11 protein-coding genes are annotated in these 14,293 nt (G+C 71.0%); 4 read left to right on the top strand and 7 right to left on the bottom strand.

Annotated elements, in window-relative coordinates:
• Window positions 1-4 precede the first annotated feature (4 nt).
• The 3 genes from ACFY3I_RS11775 (at window position 5) to ACFY3I_RS11765 (ending at window position 4,669) form a co-directional block, all read left to right on the top strand.
• The gene (locus tag ACFY3I_RS11775) at window positions 5-1,945 is read left to right on the top strand and encodes a right-handed parallel beta-helix repeat-containing protein (protein WP_390860432.1); all 1,941 of its coding nucleotides are present in this window, start codon (window positions 5-7) and stop codon (window positions 1,943-1,945) included.
• Window positions 1,946-1,971: 26 nt separating this feature from the next.
• Window positions 1,972-3,195 carry a right-handed parallel beta-helix repeat-containing protein gene (locus tag ACFY3I_RS11770; protein WP_390860431.1) on the top strand — a complete coding sequence of 408 codons (1,224 nt, stop codon included), beginning with the start codon at window positions 1,972-1,974 and terminating at the stop codon, window positions 3,193-3,195.
• A 115-nt stretch (window positions 3,196-3,310) separates the two neighbouring features.
• The gene (locus ACFY3I_RS11765; protein ID WP_390860430.1) at window positions 3,311-4,669 is read left to right on the top strand and encodes a UDP-glucose dehydrogenase family protein; all 1,359 of its coding nucleotides are present in this window, start codon (window positions 3,311-3,313) and stop codon (window positions 4,667-4,669) included.
• 15 nt (window positions 4,670-4,684) lie between these two features.
• Here ACFY3I_RS11765 and ACFY3I_RS11760 read toward each other — a convergent pair whose 3' ends face one another.
• The 4 genes from ACFY3I_RS11760 to ACFY3I_RS11745 form a co-directional block, all read right to left on the bottom strand.
• Window positions 4,685-5,407: a Mut7-C RNAse domain-containing protein gene (locus ACFY3I_RS11760; RefSeq protein WP_390860429.1), complete on the bottom strand. Its 723-nt coding sequence runs from the start codon at window positions 5,405-5,407 to the stop codon at window positions 4,685-4,687.
• 33 nt (window positions 5,408-5,440) lie between these two features.
• Window positions 5,441-6,082: a TetR/AcrR family transcriptional regulator gene (locus ACFY3I_RS11755; protein ID WP_390860428.1), complete on the bottom strand. Its 642-nt coding sequence runs from the start codon at window positions 6,080-6,082 to the stop codon at window positions 5,441-5,443.
• Complete coding sequence (locus ACFY3I_RS11750) at window positions 6,079-7,653, bottom strand: MFS transporter (RefSeq protein ID WP_390860427.1); 1,575 nt, start codon at window positions 7,651-7,653, stop codon at window positions 6,079-6,081. Before ACFY3I_RS11750 ends, ACFY3I_RS11755 begins: the two co-directional genes overlap by 4 nt.
• 113 nt (window positions 7,654-7,766) lie before the next feature.
• Window positions 7,767-8,483, bottom strand: a complete 717-nt coding sequence (locus ACFY3I_RS11745) for a hemolysin III family protein (RefSeq protein ID WP_390860426.1) — start codon at window positions 8,481-8,483, stop codon at window positions 7,767-7,769.
• 368 nt (window positions 8,484-8,851) lie between these two features.
• On the opposite strand from ACFY3I_RS11745, the gene ACFY3I_RS11740 reads away from it, so the two are divergent.
• The gene (locus tag ACFY3I_RS11740) at window positions 8,852-10,696 is read left to right on the top strand and encodes a phosphoenolpyruvate carboxykinase (GTP) (protein WP_390860425.1); all 1,845 of its coding nucleotides are present in this window, start codon (window positions 8,852-8,854) and stop codon (window positions 10,694-10,696) included.
• Window positions 10,697-10,951: 255 nt separating this feature from the next.
• On the opposite strand, the gene ACFY3I_RS11735 is transcribed toward ACFY3I_RS11740, so the two are convergent.
• From ACFY3I_RS11735 to ACFY3I_RS11725, 3 genes are read right to left on the bottom strand one after another with little or no spacing between them, the layout of a single operon-like run.
• The gene (locus tag ACFY3I_RS11735; RefSeq protein ID WP_390860424.1) at window positions 10,952-11,554 is read right to left on the bottom strand and encodes a hypothetical protein; all 603 of its coding nucleotides are present in this window, start codon (window positions 11,552-11,554) and stop codon (window positions 10,952-10,954) included.
• Entirely contained in the window at window positions 11,541-13,082 is a 1,542-nt protein-coding gene (locus ACFY3I_RS11730; protein ID WP_390860423.1) for a substrate-binding domain-containing protein, read from the bottom strand. The genes ACFY3I_RS11735 and ACFY3I_RS11730 overlap by 14 nt, the downstream gene beginning before the upstream one ends.
• The gene (locus ACFY3I_RS11725; protein WP_390860513.1) at window positions 13,079-14,278 is read right to left on the bottom strand and encodes a toxic anion resistance protein; all 1,200 of its coding nucleotides are present in this window, start codon (window positions 14,276-14,278) and stop codon (window positions 13,079-13,081) included. Before ACFY3I_RS11725 ends, ACFY3I_RS11730 begins: the two co-directional genes overlap by 4 nt.
• Window positions 14,279-14,293 lie beyond the last annotated feature (15 nt).

Genomic DNA, 14,293 nt, shown 5'->3' with positions numbered 1-14,293 from the left:
CGTCATGTCAGCGCAATCCATGAACCCCGCCGCACCGGGCCCCGGTGCCCGGCTGCGCAGGGCCGGCGCCAGAACCGCGGCGCTGCTCGGCGCCTTCGCGGCGGCGGCGACTCTGCTGCTGGGCACGTCCGTCGCGGCGCACGCCGACGGGGACGCGGACAGGAAGCAGAAGGTGGCCGCCGAGGACGCGGAGACCCAGGCCGCGCTGGTCGCCGACGAGGACCACCGGCTCAACCAGGTGCGGGCGTTCACCTCGGTGGCACCCCTGCAGTCCACCAAGTGGACCGTGCCGTACCGGCTGGACACCGACAACGGGTACACCCTGGTGCTCACCGAGCGCAGCAACGCCTACACCATCGCGGACCTGCTGAAACTCGCCCCGCAGACGTTCCTGCGGCGCAAGGACGGCTCGTACCTGCTGACCGAGAACATCTATCTCAACGTCGGCGCCAAGCTGAAGCTGTCCAACCCCGGCGGCCTCACCCTGCGGATGGCCAGCAACCGCACCGGCTTCGTCTCCATCGTCTCCTTCGGCGGCGAACTGGCGCTCCAGGGCACCGCCCAGGCGCCGTTGACGATCACCAGCTGGGACCCGCAGGCCAACAAGGCCGACACCGACGTCCGCGACGGCCGCGCCTACGTCCGCACCATCGGCGGCCAGTTCGAGATGACCCACGCCAAACTCTCGGACCTGGGCTTCTGGAGCGGCCGCACCGGCGGGCTCAGCCTCACCGGCACCGACCGGCCCAACACCGGTTCGCTGGAGGACGCCGGGCAGGTCCACGGCAAGTCCGCGCGCGACCGGGCCAGGGACCAGGGCGACGCGCAGGACGAGGGCTCCAGCAGCGGAGACGTCACCGCCATGCCCTCCGGTGAGCTGACCACTCCCGACGCCCGCTTCTCCACCGGCGGACTCTCCTACGTCTCCGGGTCCATCACGCACTCGACCATCACCGGCAACGCCTTCGGGATCTTCATCTCCAGCGCCACCGGGATCGAGATCAGCGACACGACCGTCGAGGACAGCCTGGAGGACGGCGTGGTGCTGCACCGCTTCGTCTCCAGTTCGCTGGTGCAGCGCACGGTCGCCAAGGACAACGGCGGCGACGGCTTCATCCTCTCCCGCGCCACCCAGCAGGTGCGGATCAGCGGCTCCACCGCGCAGGGCAACGGCGGCAACGGCTACACCCTCAGCGGCAAGCCGCTCGCCGACGGCCCCTCCGCCTCCGGGCAGGCCGTCGACAGCTACGGCTCCAACTCGGTCGCCAACAGCGTGGCGAAGGACAACGGCCGTTACGGCGTCGAGGTGCTCGGCGGGTTCGACGTCGGCGTGCAGAACAACCGCATCGAGGGCGGTGACATGGGGATCGTGGCCCGCCTGGAGGCGGACAAGGTGTCCATCACCGGCAACCGCCTCACCGGCCAGCACCGGCAGGGCATCTCGGTGCGGGACGGCGTCAGCGACGCCACGGTCACCGGCAACATCATCGACGGCCCGGAGACCGGCGTGTACGTCCGCGACTCGGCCGCCGAGATACGCGGCAACACCGTCCAGGACGCAACCAGCCACGGAGTCAGCCTGGTCGGCGGCGTGGACGGTACGACGGTGTCCTTCAACGTGATCGGCGGGGTCGGCCCGAGCGCGCTGGACGCCGGCCGTTCCCACGGCGCGGCCGACATCAAGGAGAACCAGACCTTCGCCTGGTACGACACCAGTTCCTTCTGGGTCAGGGTCAAGCACTACGCGAGCCCGATGACACTGCTGTGGGTGGGCATCCTGCTGCTGATCCTGTTCTCGGCGGCCATGGGCCGGCGCAGGCGGCGCGGTCACGGGCGGGTCGGCGGGATCGTCCACCCGTACTCCGACAAGGCACCGCTGCCCGCCCCGCCGCCGGACGAGATCGAGGTCGCGGGCCGCCGCAAGGTGCCGGTGATGAGCGAATGAGCGAGGAAACCCCCGAGGGGACCCAAATGCCGGGAACACCGCCCACGATGGCGGAACGGGCGCGCCGGATCTGGCTCTCCGGCGGCCTGCCGCTGTGGGTGGCCTCGGCCGCCCTGCTGGTCGCGTTGGTGGCGCTGATCGTGGCGGCCTCCGCCGGCAACGGCTCGCCCGTGGTGTACGGGGCCGGCCCCGACGCGGGACCCACCATTCCGGTGGCCACACCCGGCGGCGACGACGGAGACACCGACGACGCCGGTGCCGCCTCCGCCGCTCCGGAACCGAGCGGTACGGCGTCCGACGCGGGGACGGCGGAGCCCGCCGCGTCCGGCTCCGCCGCGGCGGCCCTGACCGGAGAGACGAGGTGCCCGGCCCCCACGGTCACCGTGGGGGACGCCAAGTCCCTTGCCCAGGCCCTGGACGAGGCGCGGCCCGGCGACGTCATCCGGATGCGGGACGGGGTGTACGGCGACCGGTTCACCGCCGGCAACTCCGGCACCGGGAGCCGGCCGATCTTCCTGTGCGGCGGCCCCGGCGCGGTGATCGACGCCGGTGACGTCGACGGCGGTTACGCCTTCCACCTGGACGGCGCCAGCCACTGGCGGCTGATCGGCTTCACGGTCCGCAACGGCCAGAAGGGGGTCATGGCCGACCACGTCCGCGGCACCCTCATCCAGGGCCTGACCGTCGAGAACATCGGGGACGAGGGCATCCATCTCCGCGACTTCAGCTCCGGCAACACGGTGTCGGGCAACACCGTGCGTGACACCGGCAAGCGCAAGGAGAAGTTCGGCGAGGGCATCTACGTCGGCACGGCGGAGTCCAACTGGTGCACGGTCACCGACTGCAAGCCCGACAAGAGCGACGACAACGTCATCATGGGCAACCACGTCAGCGCCACCACCGCCGAGTCCGTCGACATCAAGGAGGGCACCACCGGCGGCTACCTGATCAACAACACCTTCGACGGCGCGCAGCTCAGCGGAGGACACAACGACTCCTGGGTGGACGTCAAGGGAAACAACTGGCTGATCAAGGGCAACGTCGGCCGGCACACCAGTGAGGACGGCTTCCAGACCCACCGGATCCTCGACGGCTGGGGCACCGGAAACGTGTTCAAGGGCAACACCGCCCAGGTGGACGGCCCCGGCTACGGCTTCCATCTCGCCCCCGTCGAGAACAACAAGGTCGCCTGCGACAACAAGGTCAGCGACGCGGCGAAGGGCCTGGCCAACACCGCCTGTTCGTCCTGACGGCGAGGGGCCCGGCGCGCAGCCGGGCCCCGCCCGCCACCGCAGTTCCCTCTCCCTCACCCACGCGCGTCCCCGGCATGCGCACTTCCCGCCCGGGCATCCCCTCGGAGGCATCATGGACACCCTTCTCGACGGCACCCGTTCCGACGGCACCGACGCCCCCCGTCTCACCGTCATCGGCACCGGCTACCTGGGCGCCACGCACGCCGTGTGCATGGCGGCACTCGGCTACGAGGTGCTCGGCGTCGACGTGGATCCCGGCAAGATCGAGATGCTGAGAGCCGGTCAGGTGCCGTTCTTCGAGCCAGGGCTCGCGGAACTCCTGGTCAAGGCGCAGGACTCCGGCCGGCTGCACTTCACCACCAGCCTCGCCGAGGCCGCGGAGTTCGGGGACGTCCACTTCATCTGCGTGGGCACCCCGCAGCGGCCCGGCTCCTACGCCGCGGACCTCACCCACGTGGAGGGCGCGGTCACCGAGCTGGCCCGGCACCTGCGCCGACGGGCCCTGGTGGTCGGCAAGTCCACGGTGCCGGTGGGCACCGCGGCCCGGCTGGCGGAGCTGGTCCGCGCGACCGCGCCGGCCGGCGACGAGGTCGAACTCGCCTGGAACCCGGAGTTCCTGCGTGAGGGCTTCGCGATCGAGGACACGCTCCACCCCGACCGGCTGGTGTTCGGCACCGAGTCCGCCTGGGCGGAGGAGCGGCTGCGCGCCGCGTTCGCCCCGGTCATCGCGCAGGGCACCCCGGTGGTGGTGGCCGACCTGCCGACCGCCGAACTGGTCAAGGTCGCCGCCAACTCCTTCCTGGCCACGAAGATCTCGTACATCAACGCCATGGCGGAGGTCTGCGAGGCCACCGGTGCCGACGTGCACCGGCTGGCGGAGGCGCTGGCCTACGACGACCGGATCGGCGGCCGGTTCCTCAGGCCGGGACTGGGCTTCGGCGGCGGCTGCCTGCCCAAGGACATCAGGGCGTTCATCCACCGTGCCGAGGAGCTGGACGTCGCCCAGGCGGTGGCGTTCCTGCGCGAGGTGGACGGCATCAACCAGCGCCGCCGGGCCCGCACCGTCGACCTGGTGCGGGAACTGGTCGGCGGAGACCTGGCCGGCGCGAAGGTGGTGGCGCTGGGGGCGGCCTTCAAGCCCGACTCCGACGACGTCCGGGACGCCCCGGCGCTGGACGTCGCCGCCTCGCTGCACCGGGCCGGCGCCCAGGTGACCGTCTACGACCCGGTGGCGATGGACAACGCCCGCCGTGTGCACCCCGAGCTGACGTACGGCACCGACGTGCTGGGGGCCGCCGCGGGCGCCGACGTGGTGGTGCTGCTGACCGAGTGGGCGCAGTTCCGGGAGATCGACCCGGAGGTCATGGGGTCGGTGGTGAACCGCCGCCGGGTGGTGGACGGCCGGCACGCCCTCGACCCCGCCGAGTGGCGGGCGGCCGGCTGGGAGTACCGGGCGCTGGGCCGCCCCTGACCGTCCTTCGGGCCCTCAGGCGAACTCGGCGAGGGCCCGCTCCACGATGGCCTCCAGCTGCTGGTGGTGCGCGCCCTTCCAGTAGGCGCGGCCGCACTCCGTGCACTGGGCGAAGACGTCGTACGACTTCTGCGTCCCGCCCTTGAGCTGGTCCGCGACCTCTTCCTTGGTCGCCTTGCGCAGCGGGCCGTTGCAGGCCGTGCAGCGGGTCCACGGGCGCAGCTCGGGGGCGAAGCGGTCGAGGACGTCGTGGAGCTGGTCGTCGGGGCTGGTGCTGTACACGTAGGCGCCGGCCCACAGTTCGCGGCGGCGCAGCAGGCCCCGGTCGCGGCTGAGCAGCACGCGTTTCTCGGCCGCCGAACGGGCCGAGAGGGCCGGGTCGCCGATGTCCGTCGACTCGTAGGCGGTGTCCACGCCCAGCAGGCGCAGCCGGCGGGCGAGGGTGCCGAGGTGGACGTCGAGGAGGAAGCGGAGCGGGGCGCCCGGTACCTGCTGCGGGCGCCGGACCGCGCGCACCGACACCGACTCGCCCGCCGTCGGGATGTGTCCGGCCGGGACCTGCCGCCCGTCCACCTCCAGAGCGCCGACCTCGGTGAGCGGGACGCCGAGGGACTCGATCACGTGACCGAGCGTGGAGACGCCGTCGACGGCCAGCGGATGGGCGCCGGTGCGGCGGGCGTGCGGGACGAACAGGGCCAGTTCGGGGGCGACTTCGACGCGGATCTCGGCGGTGTTCACCCGCTCAGGATGGCACGCGGGGCGCCTGGGGCCTCAGGGTTTTTCCGGCGGCAGACCGTGTTCGATGACGTTCAGGGCACGGTCGACGAGATCCTTGAACTCGGGCTCGTGCTCCTGCTCCGCCCAGTACATCGAGGTCTCCATCAGCCCGCCGACGATGGACATCGCGTAGACCCGCACCTCCAGGCTCTTCGGGTCGCGCCCGGTGCGCTCGCCGATGGCCTGGCAGAGCAGCCTGCCGGTCTCCGACATGCTCTCCATCATCCGGGAGCGCACCGCCGGCACCTCGACCATCAGGCGGGTGCGCAGCCGGGAGACCGCGTGGGCGTCCTTCATGCCCAGGGCGACCGCCCGGTGCATGACGTGGCGAAGGGACTCCGGCCACGGCTCGTCGGCCGGCCGGGCGCGGAGCTCCTCCAGGATCAGCGGGTCGTACTCGTCCGTGAGGACGATGTCCTCCTTGGTGGGGAAGTACCGGAAGACGGTCGACGGCGACACCTCGGCCCGCTCGGCGATCTGCTCGATCGTCGTGGCCTCGTACCCCTGGTCCTCGACCAGCGCGTACATCGCCTCGCGGATCGCCTCGCGGGTCTTGATCTTCTTCCGTTCGCGCAGGCCGAGCCGGGGGTTGTCGGCCGGGGAGAAGGAGGTGTGCGGTGCCGTCATGCTGGTCATTGTCCGGCATCGGCGGTGGCGGGGGCCACGGCCGTGTCCTCGTTCCCTTCCCGGTCGGTGGGCCGGCCGGCCGGTGTGTCGGGCAGGAACGCGGCGGCCAGCAGCGCGGTGGCCAGCGCGGCGATGCCGCACACCAGCAGGACCAGGCCCATGCCGTGCACGTAGGCGGCGTTCGCGGAGGCGACCAGCGGGGCGGAGCCGGTCTTCTCGGCGACCAGGTGGGCGGCGACCACCGACTCGCCGGCGGTGTGGCCGAGCGCGGCGGGCAGGCCGGTCACGTCCAGACGGTCGCGGAAGGTGCTCGCGAGCAGGCTGCCGAGCAGGGCGATGCCGATGGCGCCGCCGACCTGGCGGGTGGTCATCAGCAGCCCGGACCCGCTGCCGGCCCGGTCGGCGGGGAGCGCGCCGAGGGCGCCGTCCATGGCGGGGACCACCGAGAAGCCGAAACCGAGGCCCGCGACGGACAGCCACAGCGCGGTGTAGCCGTACCCGGAGTCCACGGTCGTACGGCTGCCGAGGATCGCGGCGAAGGCGAGGACGACCAGGCCGGTGGCGATCACGGCGCGTGATCCGAAGCGGGCGACCATCGCTTCGGCGCCCCGTGCGGCCACCAGCAGCCCGCCCATCATGGGCAGCAGCCTCAGGCCGGTGCCGAAGGCGTCGTTGCCGAGGACCGCCTGGAGATAGGGCGGCAGCACGAAGAGCAGGCCGGAGAGCACGAACATCACGAGCGTCGCGGCGAGCGTGTTGAGCAGGAAGCCGCGGTGGGCGAGCAGGGTCATGTCGAGCATGGGGCGCTCGACCCGGCGTTCCCGGACCACCAGGCCCGTGATCAGGGCGACGGAGGCCGCCAGCAGGGCGAGGACCAGCGGGTCGCCCCAGCCGCGGTCGGGGGCCTCGATGATCGCGTAGATCAGGGCGCCGAGGCCGGTCGCGGTGAGCGCGGTGGACAGCGCGTCGACCTTGGGGGAGGCGGGGTCGCGGGTCTCGGGGAGCAGGAAGACGCAGGCGGCGACGCCGATGGCGGCCATCGGGACGTTGATCAGGAAGACCGAGCCCCACCAGAAGTGGTTGAGCAGGAAGCCGCCGATGATCGGCCCCAGCGGCAGGCCGAGCGCGGAGGCGGCCGAGACGATGCCGACGGCCCTGGTGCGTTCCCGCGGCCCGAACAGGGAGGGCAGCACGGACATGGCGAGCGGCATCACCAGCGCCGCGCCGACGCCCATCACCGTGCGGGCGGCGATCACCCAGTCCACGTCGTCGGCGAGGGAGCCGGCCAGGGACCCGGCGAGGAAGATCACCAGGCCGGTGACGAGCATCCGGCGGCGGCCGAAGCGGTCGCCGAGGAGTCCGGCCGGGAGCATCAGGGAGGCGAAGACGACGACGTAGGCGTCCGCCATCCACTGCTGCTGGCTGGTGGTGGCGCCGAGCTCCCCGGCCATGGTCGGGAGCGCCACGTTGAGGATCGTGGTGTCGAAGCCGAGCACCAGCATGCTCGCCACCAGGGCGCCCAGGGCCCACCAGCGGCGGGGGTCGCCGGTTGTCTCTTCGGATTGCGTGACAGTAACCATGAAGTGAGAGTAGCTTTCAAAATCTAGTACCTGTCAATAGGGAGTCGATGTCAGGGCATGAGAAAAGCGGCCACGGCTCGGGAGCCGTGGCCGCTCGAGGAGCGGTGGTGGAGCTACGCGTGCTGGTAGGCCACCAGTGAGATCCCCACGTAGTGGACGACGAACGCGGCCAGCGTGAAGGAGTGGAAGACCTCGTGGAAGCCGAAGTAGCGCGGTGACGGGTTCGGGCGCTTGATGCCGTAGATCACGCCGCCCGCGCTGTAGAGGAGCCCGCCGACGATCACCAGGACCAGTACGGCGATTCCGCCGGTGCGCATGAAGTCGGGAAGGTAGAACACCGCCGCCCAGCCCATCGCTATGTAGCAGGGCGTGTACAGCCAGCGAGGGGCGCCGACCCAGAAGACCCGGAAGACGATGCCGGCGGCCGCCGCGGCCCAGACGCCCCACAGCAGCCACTGGCCCTTCGAGGCCGGCAGGAGCAGCAGCGTCAGCGGGGTGTAGGTGCCCGCGATGATCAGGAAGATGTTGGCGTGGTCGAGTCTGCGCAGGACGCCGTCCATGCGCGGGCTCCAGTTGCCCCGGTGGTACAGCGCGCTCACGCCGAACAGCAGACATGCCGTCAGGACGTAGATCCCGCAGGCGACACGGCCGCGAGGCGAGTTGGCGAGGGCGGTCAGGACGAGGCCCGAGACGAGTACGGCCGGAAACATGCCCAGATGCAGCCAGCCGCGCAACTTGGGCTTGACCTGGTGCGACAGGGAGGAGAGCGCGCTGGATCCGCGGCCTGCGGCCGGCGAGTCCGTGGGCGCGTCGGGGACGGGCGCAGTCATGCACCGCATCGTACCTACGGAACCGTAGGTTACGGATCAGTCTCGGCCGATGACGGGCCCCGGAGTGGCCATCGTCTCACGGACTCCGCGCGGTCCTCCATGGCCGGGCAAAAAGACCTTGCGGCGAACTCAATGTGGACGCAAAGAAACGCAGGTGGGCGCCGAGACCGTGGCCTTCCTCACGTCGCTCATCTGTGACTCCCTCTGGACAGATGGGTGATCGAGCCGGAGGATCAAATGAGTGCGGTCGGCACCGGATGAGCGCCAGGCAGTCGAGGACTGTGAAGCATCCGGGTCGTAGCCCCCACGGGGCGACAAGGTCCCCAGCGGACCAAAAAGATCAAAAAATCCCTCATTTAGGAGCAACCGTGGCGCGCGACATCGCGGCTCCCACCCTCATCCCCACCCAGCACCAGGAACTCATCTCGTGGGTCAACGAGATCGCCGAACTGACGCAGCCGGACAGTGTGGTCTGGTGTGACGGATCCGAGGCCGAGTACGAGCGACTGTGCGAGGAGCTCGTGGCGAAGGGCACCTTCAAGAAGCTCGACCCGATCAAGCGCCCCCACTCCTACTACGCGGCCTCCGACCCGACCGACGTCGCTCGGGTCGAGGACCGCACCTTCATCTGCTCCGAGCAGGAGAAGGACGCCGGCCCGACCAACCACTGGAAGGCCCCCGCCGAGATGCGGGCCATCTTTACCGGAGAAGGAAACAGCTTCTCGGGCGAGCAGGGCCTGTTCCGCGGCGCGATGAAGGGCCGGACGATGTACGTCGTCCCGTTCTGCATGGGCCCCCTCGGCTCCCCGCTCTCCGCGATCGGCGTGGAGATCACCGACTCCGCCTACGTCGCCGCCTCGATGCGCACGATGACGCGCATGGGCCAGGCCGTCCTCGACGAACTCGGCGACGAGGGCTTCTTCGTGAAGGCCGTGCACACCCTCGGCGCCCCGCTGGAGCCCGGCCAGGCCGACGTGCCCTGGCCCTGCAACCGGACCAAGTACATCTCGCACTTCCCCGAGTCCCGCGAGATCTGGTCCTACGGCTCCGGCTACGGCGGCAACGCCCTGCTCGGCAAGAAGTGCTACGCCCTGCGCATCGCCTCCGTCATGGCGCGCGACGAGGGCTGGCTCGCCGAGCACATGCTGATCCTCAAGCTCACCCCGCCGCAGGGCGAGTCCAAGTACGTCGCCGCGGCCTTCCCGAGCGCCTGCGGCAAGACCAACCTCGCCATGCTGGAGCCCACCGTCTCCGGCTGGACCGTCGAGACCATCGGCGACGACATCGCGTGGATGCGCTTCGGCCAGGACGGCCGCCTCTACGCGATCAACCCCGAGGCCGGCTTCTTCGGCGTCGCGCCCGGCACCGGTGAGCACACCAACGCCAACGCGATGAAGACGCTCTGGGGCAACGCGGTCTTCACCAACGTCGCGCTCACCGACGACAACGACATCTGGTGGGAGGGCATGACGGAGGAGACCCCGGCCCACCTCACCGACTGGAAGGGCAACGACTGGACGCCGGGGACCGAGACCCCGGCCGCCCACCCCAACGCCCGCTTCACGGTGCCCGCCGCGCAGTGCCCGATCATCGCGCCGGAGTGGGAGGACCCGAAGGGTGTGCCGATCTCGGCGATCCTCTTCGGCGGCCGCCGCGCCACCGCGGTGCCGCTGGTGACCGAGTCCTTCGACTGGAACCACGGCGTGTTCCTGGGCGCCAACGTGGCCTCGGAGAAGACCGCCGCGGCCGAGGGCAAGGTCGGCGAGCTGCGCCGCGACCCGTTCGCGATGCTGCCGTTCTGCGGCTACAACATGGGCGACTACATGGCGCACTGGGTCGACGTCGCCAAGGACAAGGACCAGGCGAAGCTCCCGAAGATCTACTACGTCAACTGGTTCCGCAAGAACGACCAGGGCAAGTTCGTCTGGCCCGGTTTCGGCGAGAACTCGCGGGTCCTGAAGTGGATCGTGGAGCGGCTGGACGGCAAGGCGGAGGGTGTGGAGACGCCGATCGGCGTGCTGCCGACGCGCGAGTCCCTCGACACCAAGGGGCTCGACCTGTCCGACGGCGACCTCGACTTCCTGCTCACCGTCGACAAGGAGATCTGGCGCGAGGAGGCCGCGCTGGTCCCCGACCACCTGAACACCTTCGGCGAGCACACGCCGAAGGAGCTGTGGGACGAGTACCGGGCGCTGGTCGAGCGCCTGGGCTGACCCCCTGAAGACTCCGCGGCCGGTACGGGTGTGCCCTGACCAGCGATCGTCACGACCGGCCGCGGTGTGACCGGCGAGGCCGCGCACAACGGCGTGTGCGGCCCTGGGCCCGTCGTTCCCGTCACTTCCCGTCCGCCCCGACGGGGGCGGGGGCGGCGGGCCTTCGCCTGTGGGGGGCGCAGCCGGGGGTGCTTTGTCGGGTGCGGCGCCGTCGTGGTCGTTCGCGCAGTTCCCCGCGCCCCCTTCGGGGCGCTTTCAGTTGCCCCTCTCCTCCAGGTAGCGGGTATGTGTCTCCTGGCGTCTGGCCTCGGTGTCCCTGAGGGTCGCCGCCAGGCGTTCCGCCTCCTCCGTGAGGACGGTGAGCTGACGCTCCAAGTGCTGCTCGGGGGGCTCCTGGCCGGGGGTGAGGCGGGTCCACCATCTCGTCCGTACGAAGCTGTCGACCGCCTCCGGGATGTCCTGCCGTACCGTCCGGGACAGCACATGGACCCCCTCCGGGTCCTGGGCCAGCAGTTCGGCCGCCCAGCCCGGGTCGAGCAACGCCGTGAGCAGGTCCGTCAGTTCGGTGAGCCGGGCCTCTGCGGACGCGGGCAGTCCGACCTCCGTCAGGTAGGTCTCCAGCTTGCCGAAGTCGGCCCGCACCCCCTCCAGCTGGGCCGACGGCGTCGGGAAGTCCGGCAGCGGCGGGCGTTCCGGCGGCGCGATCAGCGCGCCCGCGCCGTACAGGCCCGCGACCACCACCGGCCAGTACGGGCCGGCCACCCCGGTGAAGGTGAGGACCAGACCGAGCAGACCGCCCGCCGAGCCGGTGAGGTTCTTGCGGGACTCCAGATAGCCGAGGAACTTACTGGTAGCCACGGATCTCCTCGAAGGCGCCGTCCAGGGACCCCTGTTGGGCGTCGAAGAGGCGGCCGCCGGTCAGGTCGGCGATGTGTTGGAGTTCGGAACGGGAGGAGTCCCCGAACAGGATCGGGAAGACGGGGATGTTCCGCCGGGCGGTGGACAGACCGCGGTAGAAGGCGTCGAACTCGCCGGCCTTGGCGCCCGTGGTGTTCTCGCCGTCCGTCATCAGCACGATCGAGGTGAAGGTGTCCCGGTCGGTGCGCAGCCGGTCGTACGCCTTCTCCAGGGACGTGTAGACGGCGGTGTCGCCGGCGGCCCGCAGGGCGTCGGTGTCCTTGCGGATCGCGTTCAGCCCGGTGTCCGGGTCGGCCGGGTCGACGACGTGCGTGCTGACGTTCTTCACGTCCGAGCCGAACGGCATCAGGGTGACCTCCTCGCGGTCGCGGAAGTCGCCCGTGAGGTCGCCGAGGGCCTTCTTCAGGCGGGCGAGACGGTCGCCCTCCATCGAGCCCGAGGTGTCCAGGACGTAGACCGTGCGGGACGGCCGGCGCAGTTCGTTCTCGTACGCGGAGATCAGTCCGTCGGCCACCGACCTGCTGCCGGGGAAGGGGAGTTCGCGGCGGCGGGAGGTGTCCAGGCCGGCGGCCGGCGGCACCGAGGCGACCACCGGGCGGCGGTGCGTCGTGTCGGTGATCAGCTTCTGCACGGCCGTCGTGCGCAGATCCTCGGCCACCCGGCGGACGTCCTCGCGGGTGTCGGCCGAGGAGGCGGCGAGGGAGGAGAGCGGGTAGTCCGCGGTGATCACGCCGTCGGCGGGGCGGATCACGGTGAGACCGGGGATGCCCTTGAGGACGGACTCGTAGTTGAGCAGGGCGCCGACGTCGCCGCGCCGCCGGTAGGCGGAGGCCAGCCAGCCGGAGGAGCCCGAGGTGAGCGTCTGGCCCTTGAAGAACTTCTTCAGCCGGGGGGTCGCCTTTGCCACGTCGGCGTCGGTGAGCGCCGACTGGGCGCCGGAGAGCGCGGAGGCCACCGAGACCAGGGTGGAGAAACCGGAGTTGGAGCGGGCCGGGTCGGTCATGCCGTAGGTCAGCCTGCCGGACTCGACGGCCTGCTCGACCTGGGACCAGGTGACGTCGGCCGGCTTCCAGCCGAGGGAGGCGACGGTGGCCGTCCGCACGCCGATCGCGACCGGGCTGGACATGATCGAGGTCTCCGAGACCACCTTCTTCGCCGCCTCCGGGCGCAGCCGCAGGTAGTCGTCGGAGGACAGCCACAGGGCGTCGTACCGGCCGGCGGCCCTGCCCCGGGCGACCAGGTCGACGGCGTCCAGGGTGCCCATGTAGGTGGGGCGGATCGTCACCCCGGTGTCCTTGCGGACCCGGTCGAAGACCGCCGTCATGTCGCTGAGTTCGGAGGAGGCCAGGACGCGCAGGGTGCCGGGCTTCGGGGCCGTGGCGTCGTCGTCGGGGTGGCTGCCGGCGGAGGTGCACCCGGTCAGCAGGGCGGCGGTGGCCAGCAGGGTCACCAGCGGGCGTCTGTTCATGCCGGGCCGCCCTCCAGCGCGCCCTTGGTGCGGCTGCGCTCCAGGTAGGCACTGGCCGACTGGAGTTCGTCGGTGAGGGACTGCACGGTGTTCGCCATCACCTCGGTCGCCTGGACCTTGTAGGTGTCGATGGCGTCCAGGGTGCGGTAGATCTGCTGGAAGGCGGCGCGCAGCGTCTCGGCGCCGACGGCCGGGTCGGCGGCGATGCGCTGGATCTCCCCGCTCTGGCTCGCGAGCATCTCGGCGTTGCCCCGGATGAGTTCCTCGGTCGTTCCGCGCAACGCGTTGACCTGCTCGATGACCTTCTTCTGGTTGTCCAGCGCGGAGGCCAGCATCACCGAGATGCGCAGCGCCGAGACGGTGGTGGTGGCGGCGCGTTCGACGCCCTTGATCAGCTCGTCGTTGTTGCGCCGTACGACGTCCATCGCCAGGTAGCCCTGCGCCGAGACGGCGAGCTGGGTGAGCAGGTCCTGGTGCTTCTGCCGGACCGGGAAGAGCACGTCCGCGCGGAGCGCGTCGGCCTCCTCGGGATCCGGGTTCCGGCCGATGTGCTGTTCCACGGCGTTGTCCAGGGCCTGGGTGAGGACCACGTACTCCTGGAGCTTGCCCATGGTCTCCCAGAGCCGGACCCGCTCGGTCTGCAACGCGGCGTTGTCGCGCCGGAGTTCGTCCTGGCCGCCGCGGAGCGAACCCACGATCTTGTTGAGCGTCCCCTGCGCGGAGGCGTACTTGGCGACGTGGTCGCGGAGCTTGTTGCCGCCGGGCAGCCGGGACAGGAACTTGCGGCCCTTGCCCGCGGGCAGGTCGCGCGGGTCCAGGTCCTCGACGACCCGGCGCAGTTCGACGAGCGATCCGGCCACCTTGCCCTGGGCGTCGCCGCCCTTGTCGGGCAGGCTGCGGACGGCCCGCTCCAGCATGCGGTTGGACTGCGAGGCGGCGCTGCGCATCTCGCCGGCGCCGAGCGCGGTGATCTCGCCGACCTTGCCCGCGAACTCCGGGGAGCGCGCGTCCAGGGCGGCGAGGTCCCGGACGTAGACGGAGGCCCGGTGCGCCATGTCGGTACGGACGCTGTCGTCGACGGGCACGAGCCCGCCGGCCTTCTCCCGCGGCACCGGCGCGACGGCCTCCGGCGGGGTCAGGGTGAAGACGTCCTCACCGCTCAGTGTGGGCGGGTGCTCGCCGCCGCTCGGCCTCATCTTGTCGAAGTTGCT

The sequence above is a fragment of the Streptomyces sp. NPDC001068 genome, from assembly GCF_042897315.1.
Taxonomy (GTDB): Bacteria; Actinomycetota; Actinomycetes; order Streptomycetales; family Streptomycetaceae; genus Streptomyces.
This window is presented reverse-complemented; position numbering and strand designations above follow the sequence as displayed.

Coding starts and splice junctions, on each gene's coding strand:
- ACFY3I_RS11775 (WP_390860432.1), top strand. CDS start 5: ATGTCAGCGCAATCCATGAACCCCGCCGCACCGGGCCCCGGTGCCCGG.
- ACFY3I_RS11770 (WP_390860431.1), top strand. CDS start 1,972: ATGCCGGGAACACCGCCCACGATGGCGGAACGGGCGCGCCGGATCTGG.
- ACFY3I_RS11765 (WP_390860430.1), top strand. CDS start 3,311: ATGGACACCCTTCTCGACGGCACCCGTTCCGACGGCACCGACGCCCCC.
- ACFY3I_RS11755 (WP_390860428.1), bottom strand. CDS start 6,082: ATGACCAGCATGACGGCACCGCACACCTCCTTCTCCCCGGCCGACAAC.
- ACFY3I_RS11750 (WP_390860427.1), bottom strand. CDS start 7,653: ATGGTTACTGTCACGCAATCCGAAGAGACAACCGGCGACCCCCGCCGC.
- ACFY3I_RS11745 (WP_390860426.1), bottom strand. CDS start 8,483: ATGACTGCGCCCGTCCCCGACGCGCCCACGGACTCGCCGGCCGCAGGC.
- ACFY3I_RS11730 (WP_390860423.1), bottom strand. CDS start 13,082: ATGAACAGACGCCCGCTGGTGACCCTGCTGGCCACCGCCGCCCTGCTG.
- ACFY3I_RS11725 (WP_390860513.1), bottom strand. CDS start 14,278: ATGAGGCCGAGCGGCGGCGAGCACCCGCCCACACTGAGCGGTGAGGAC.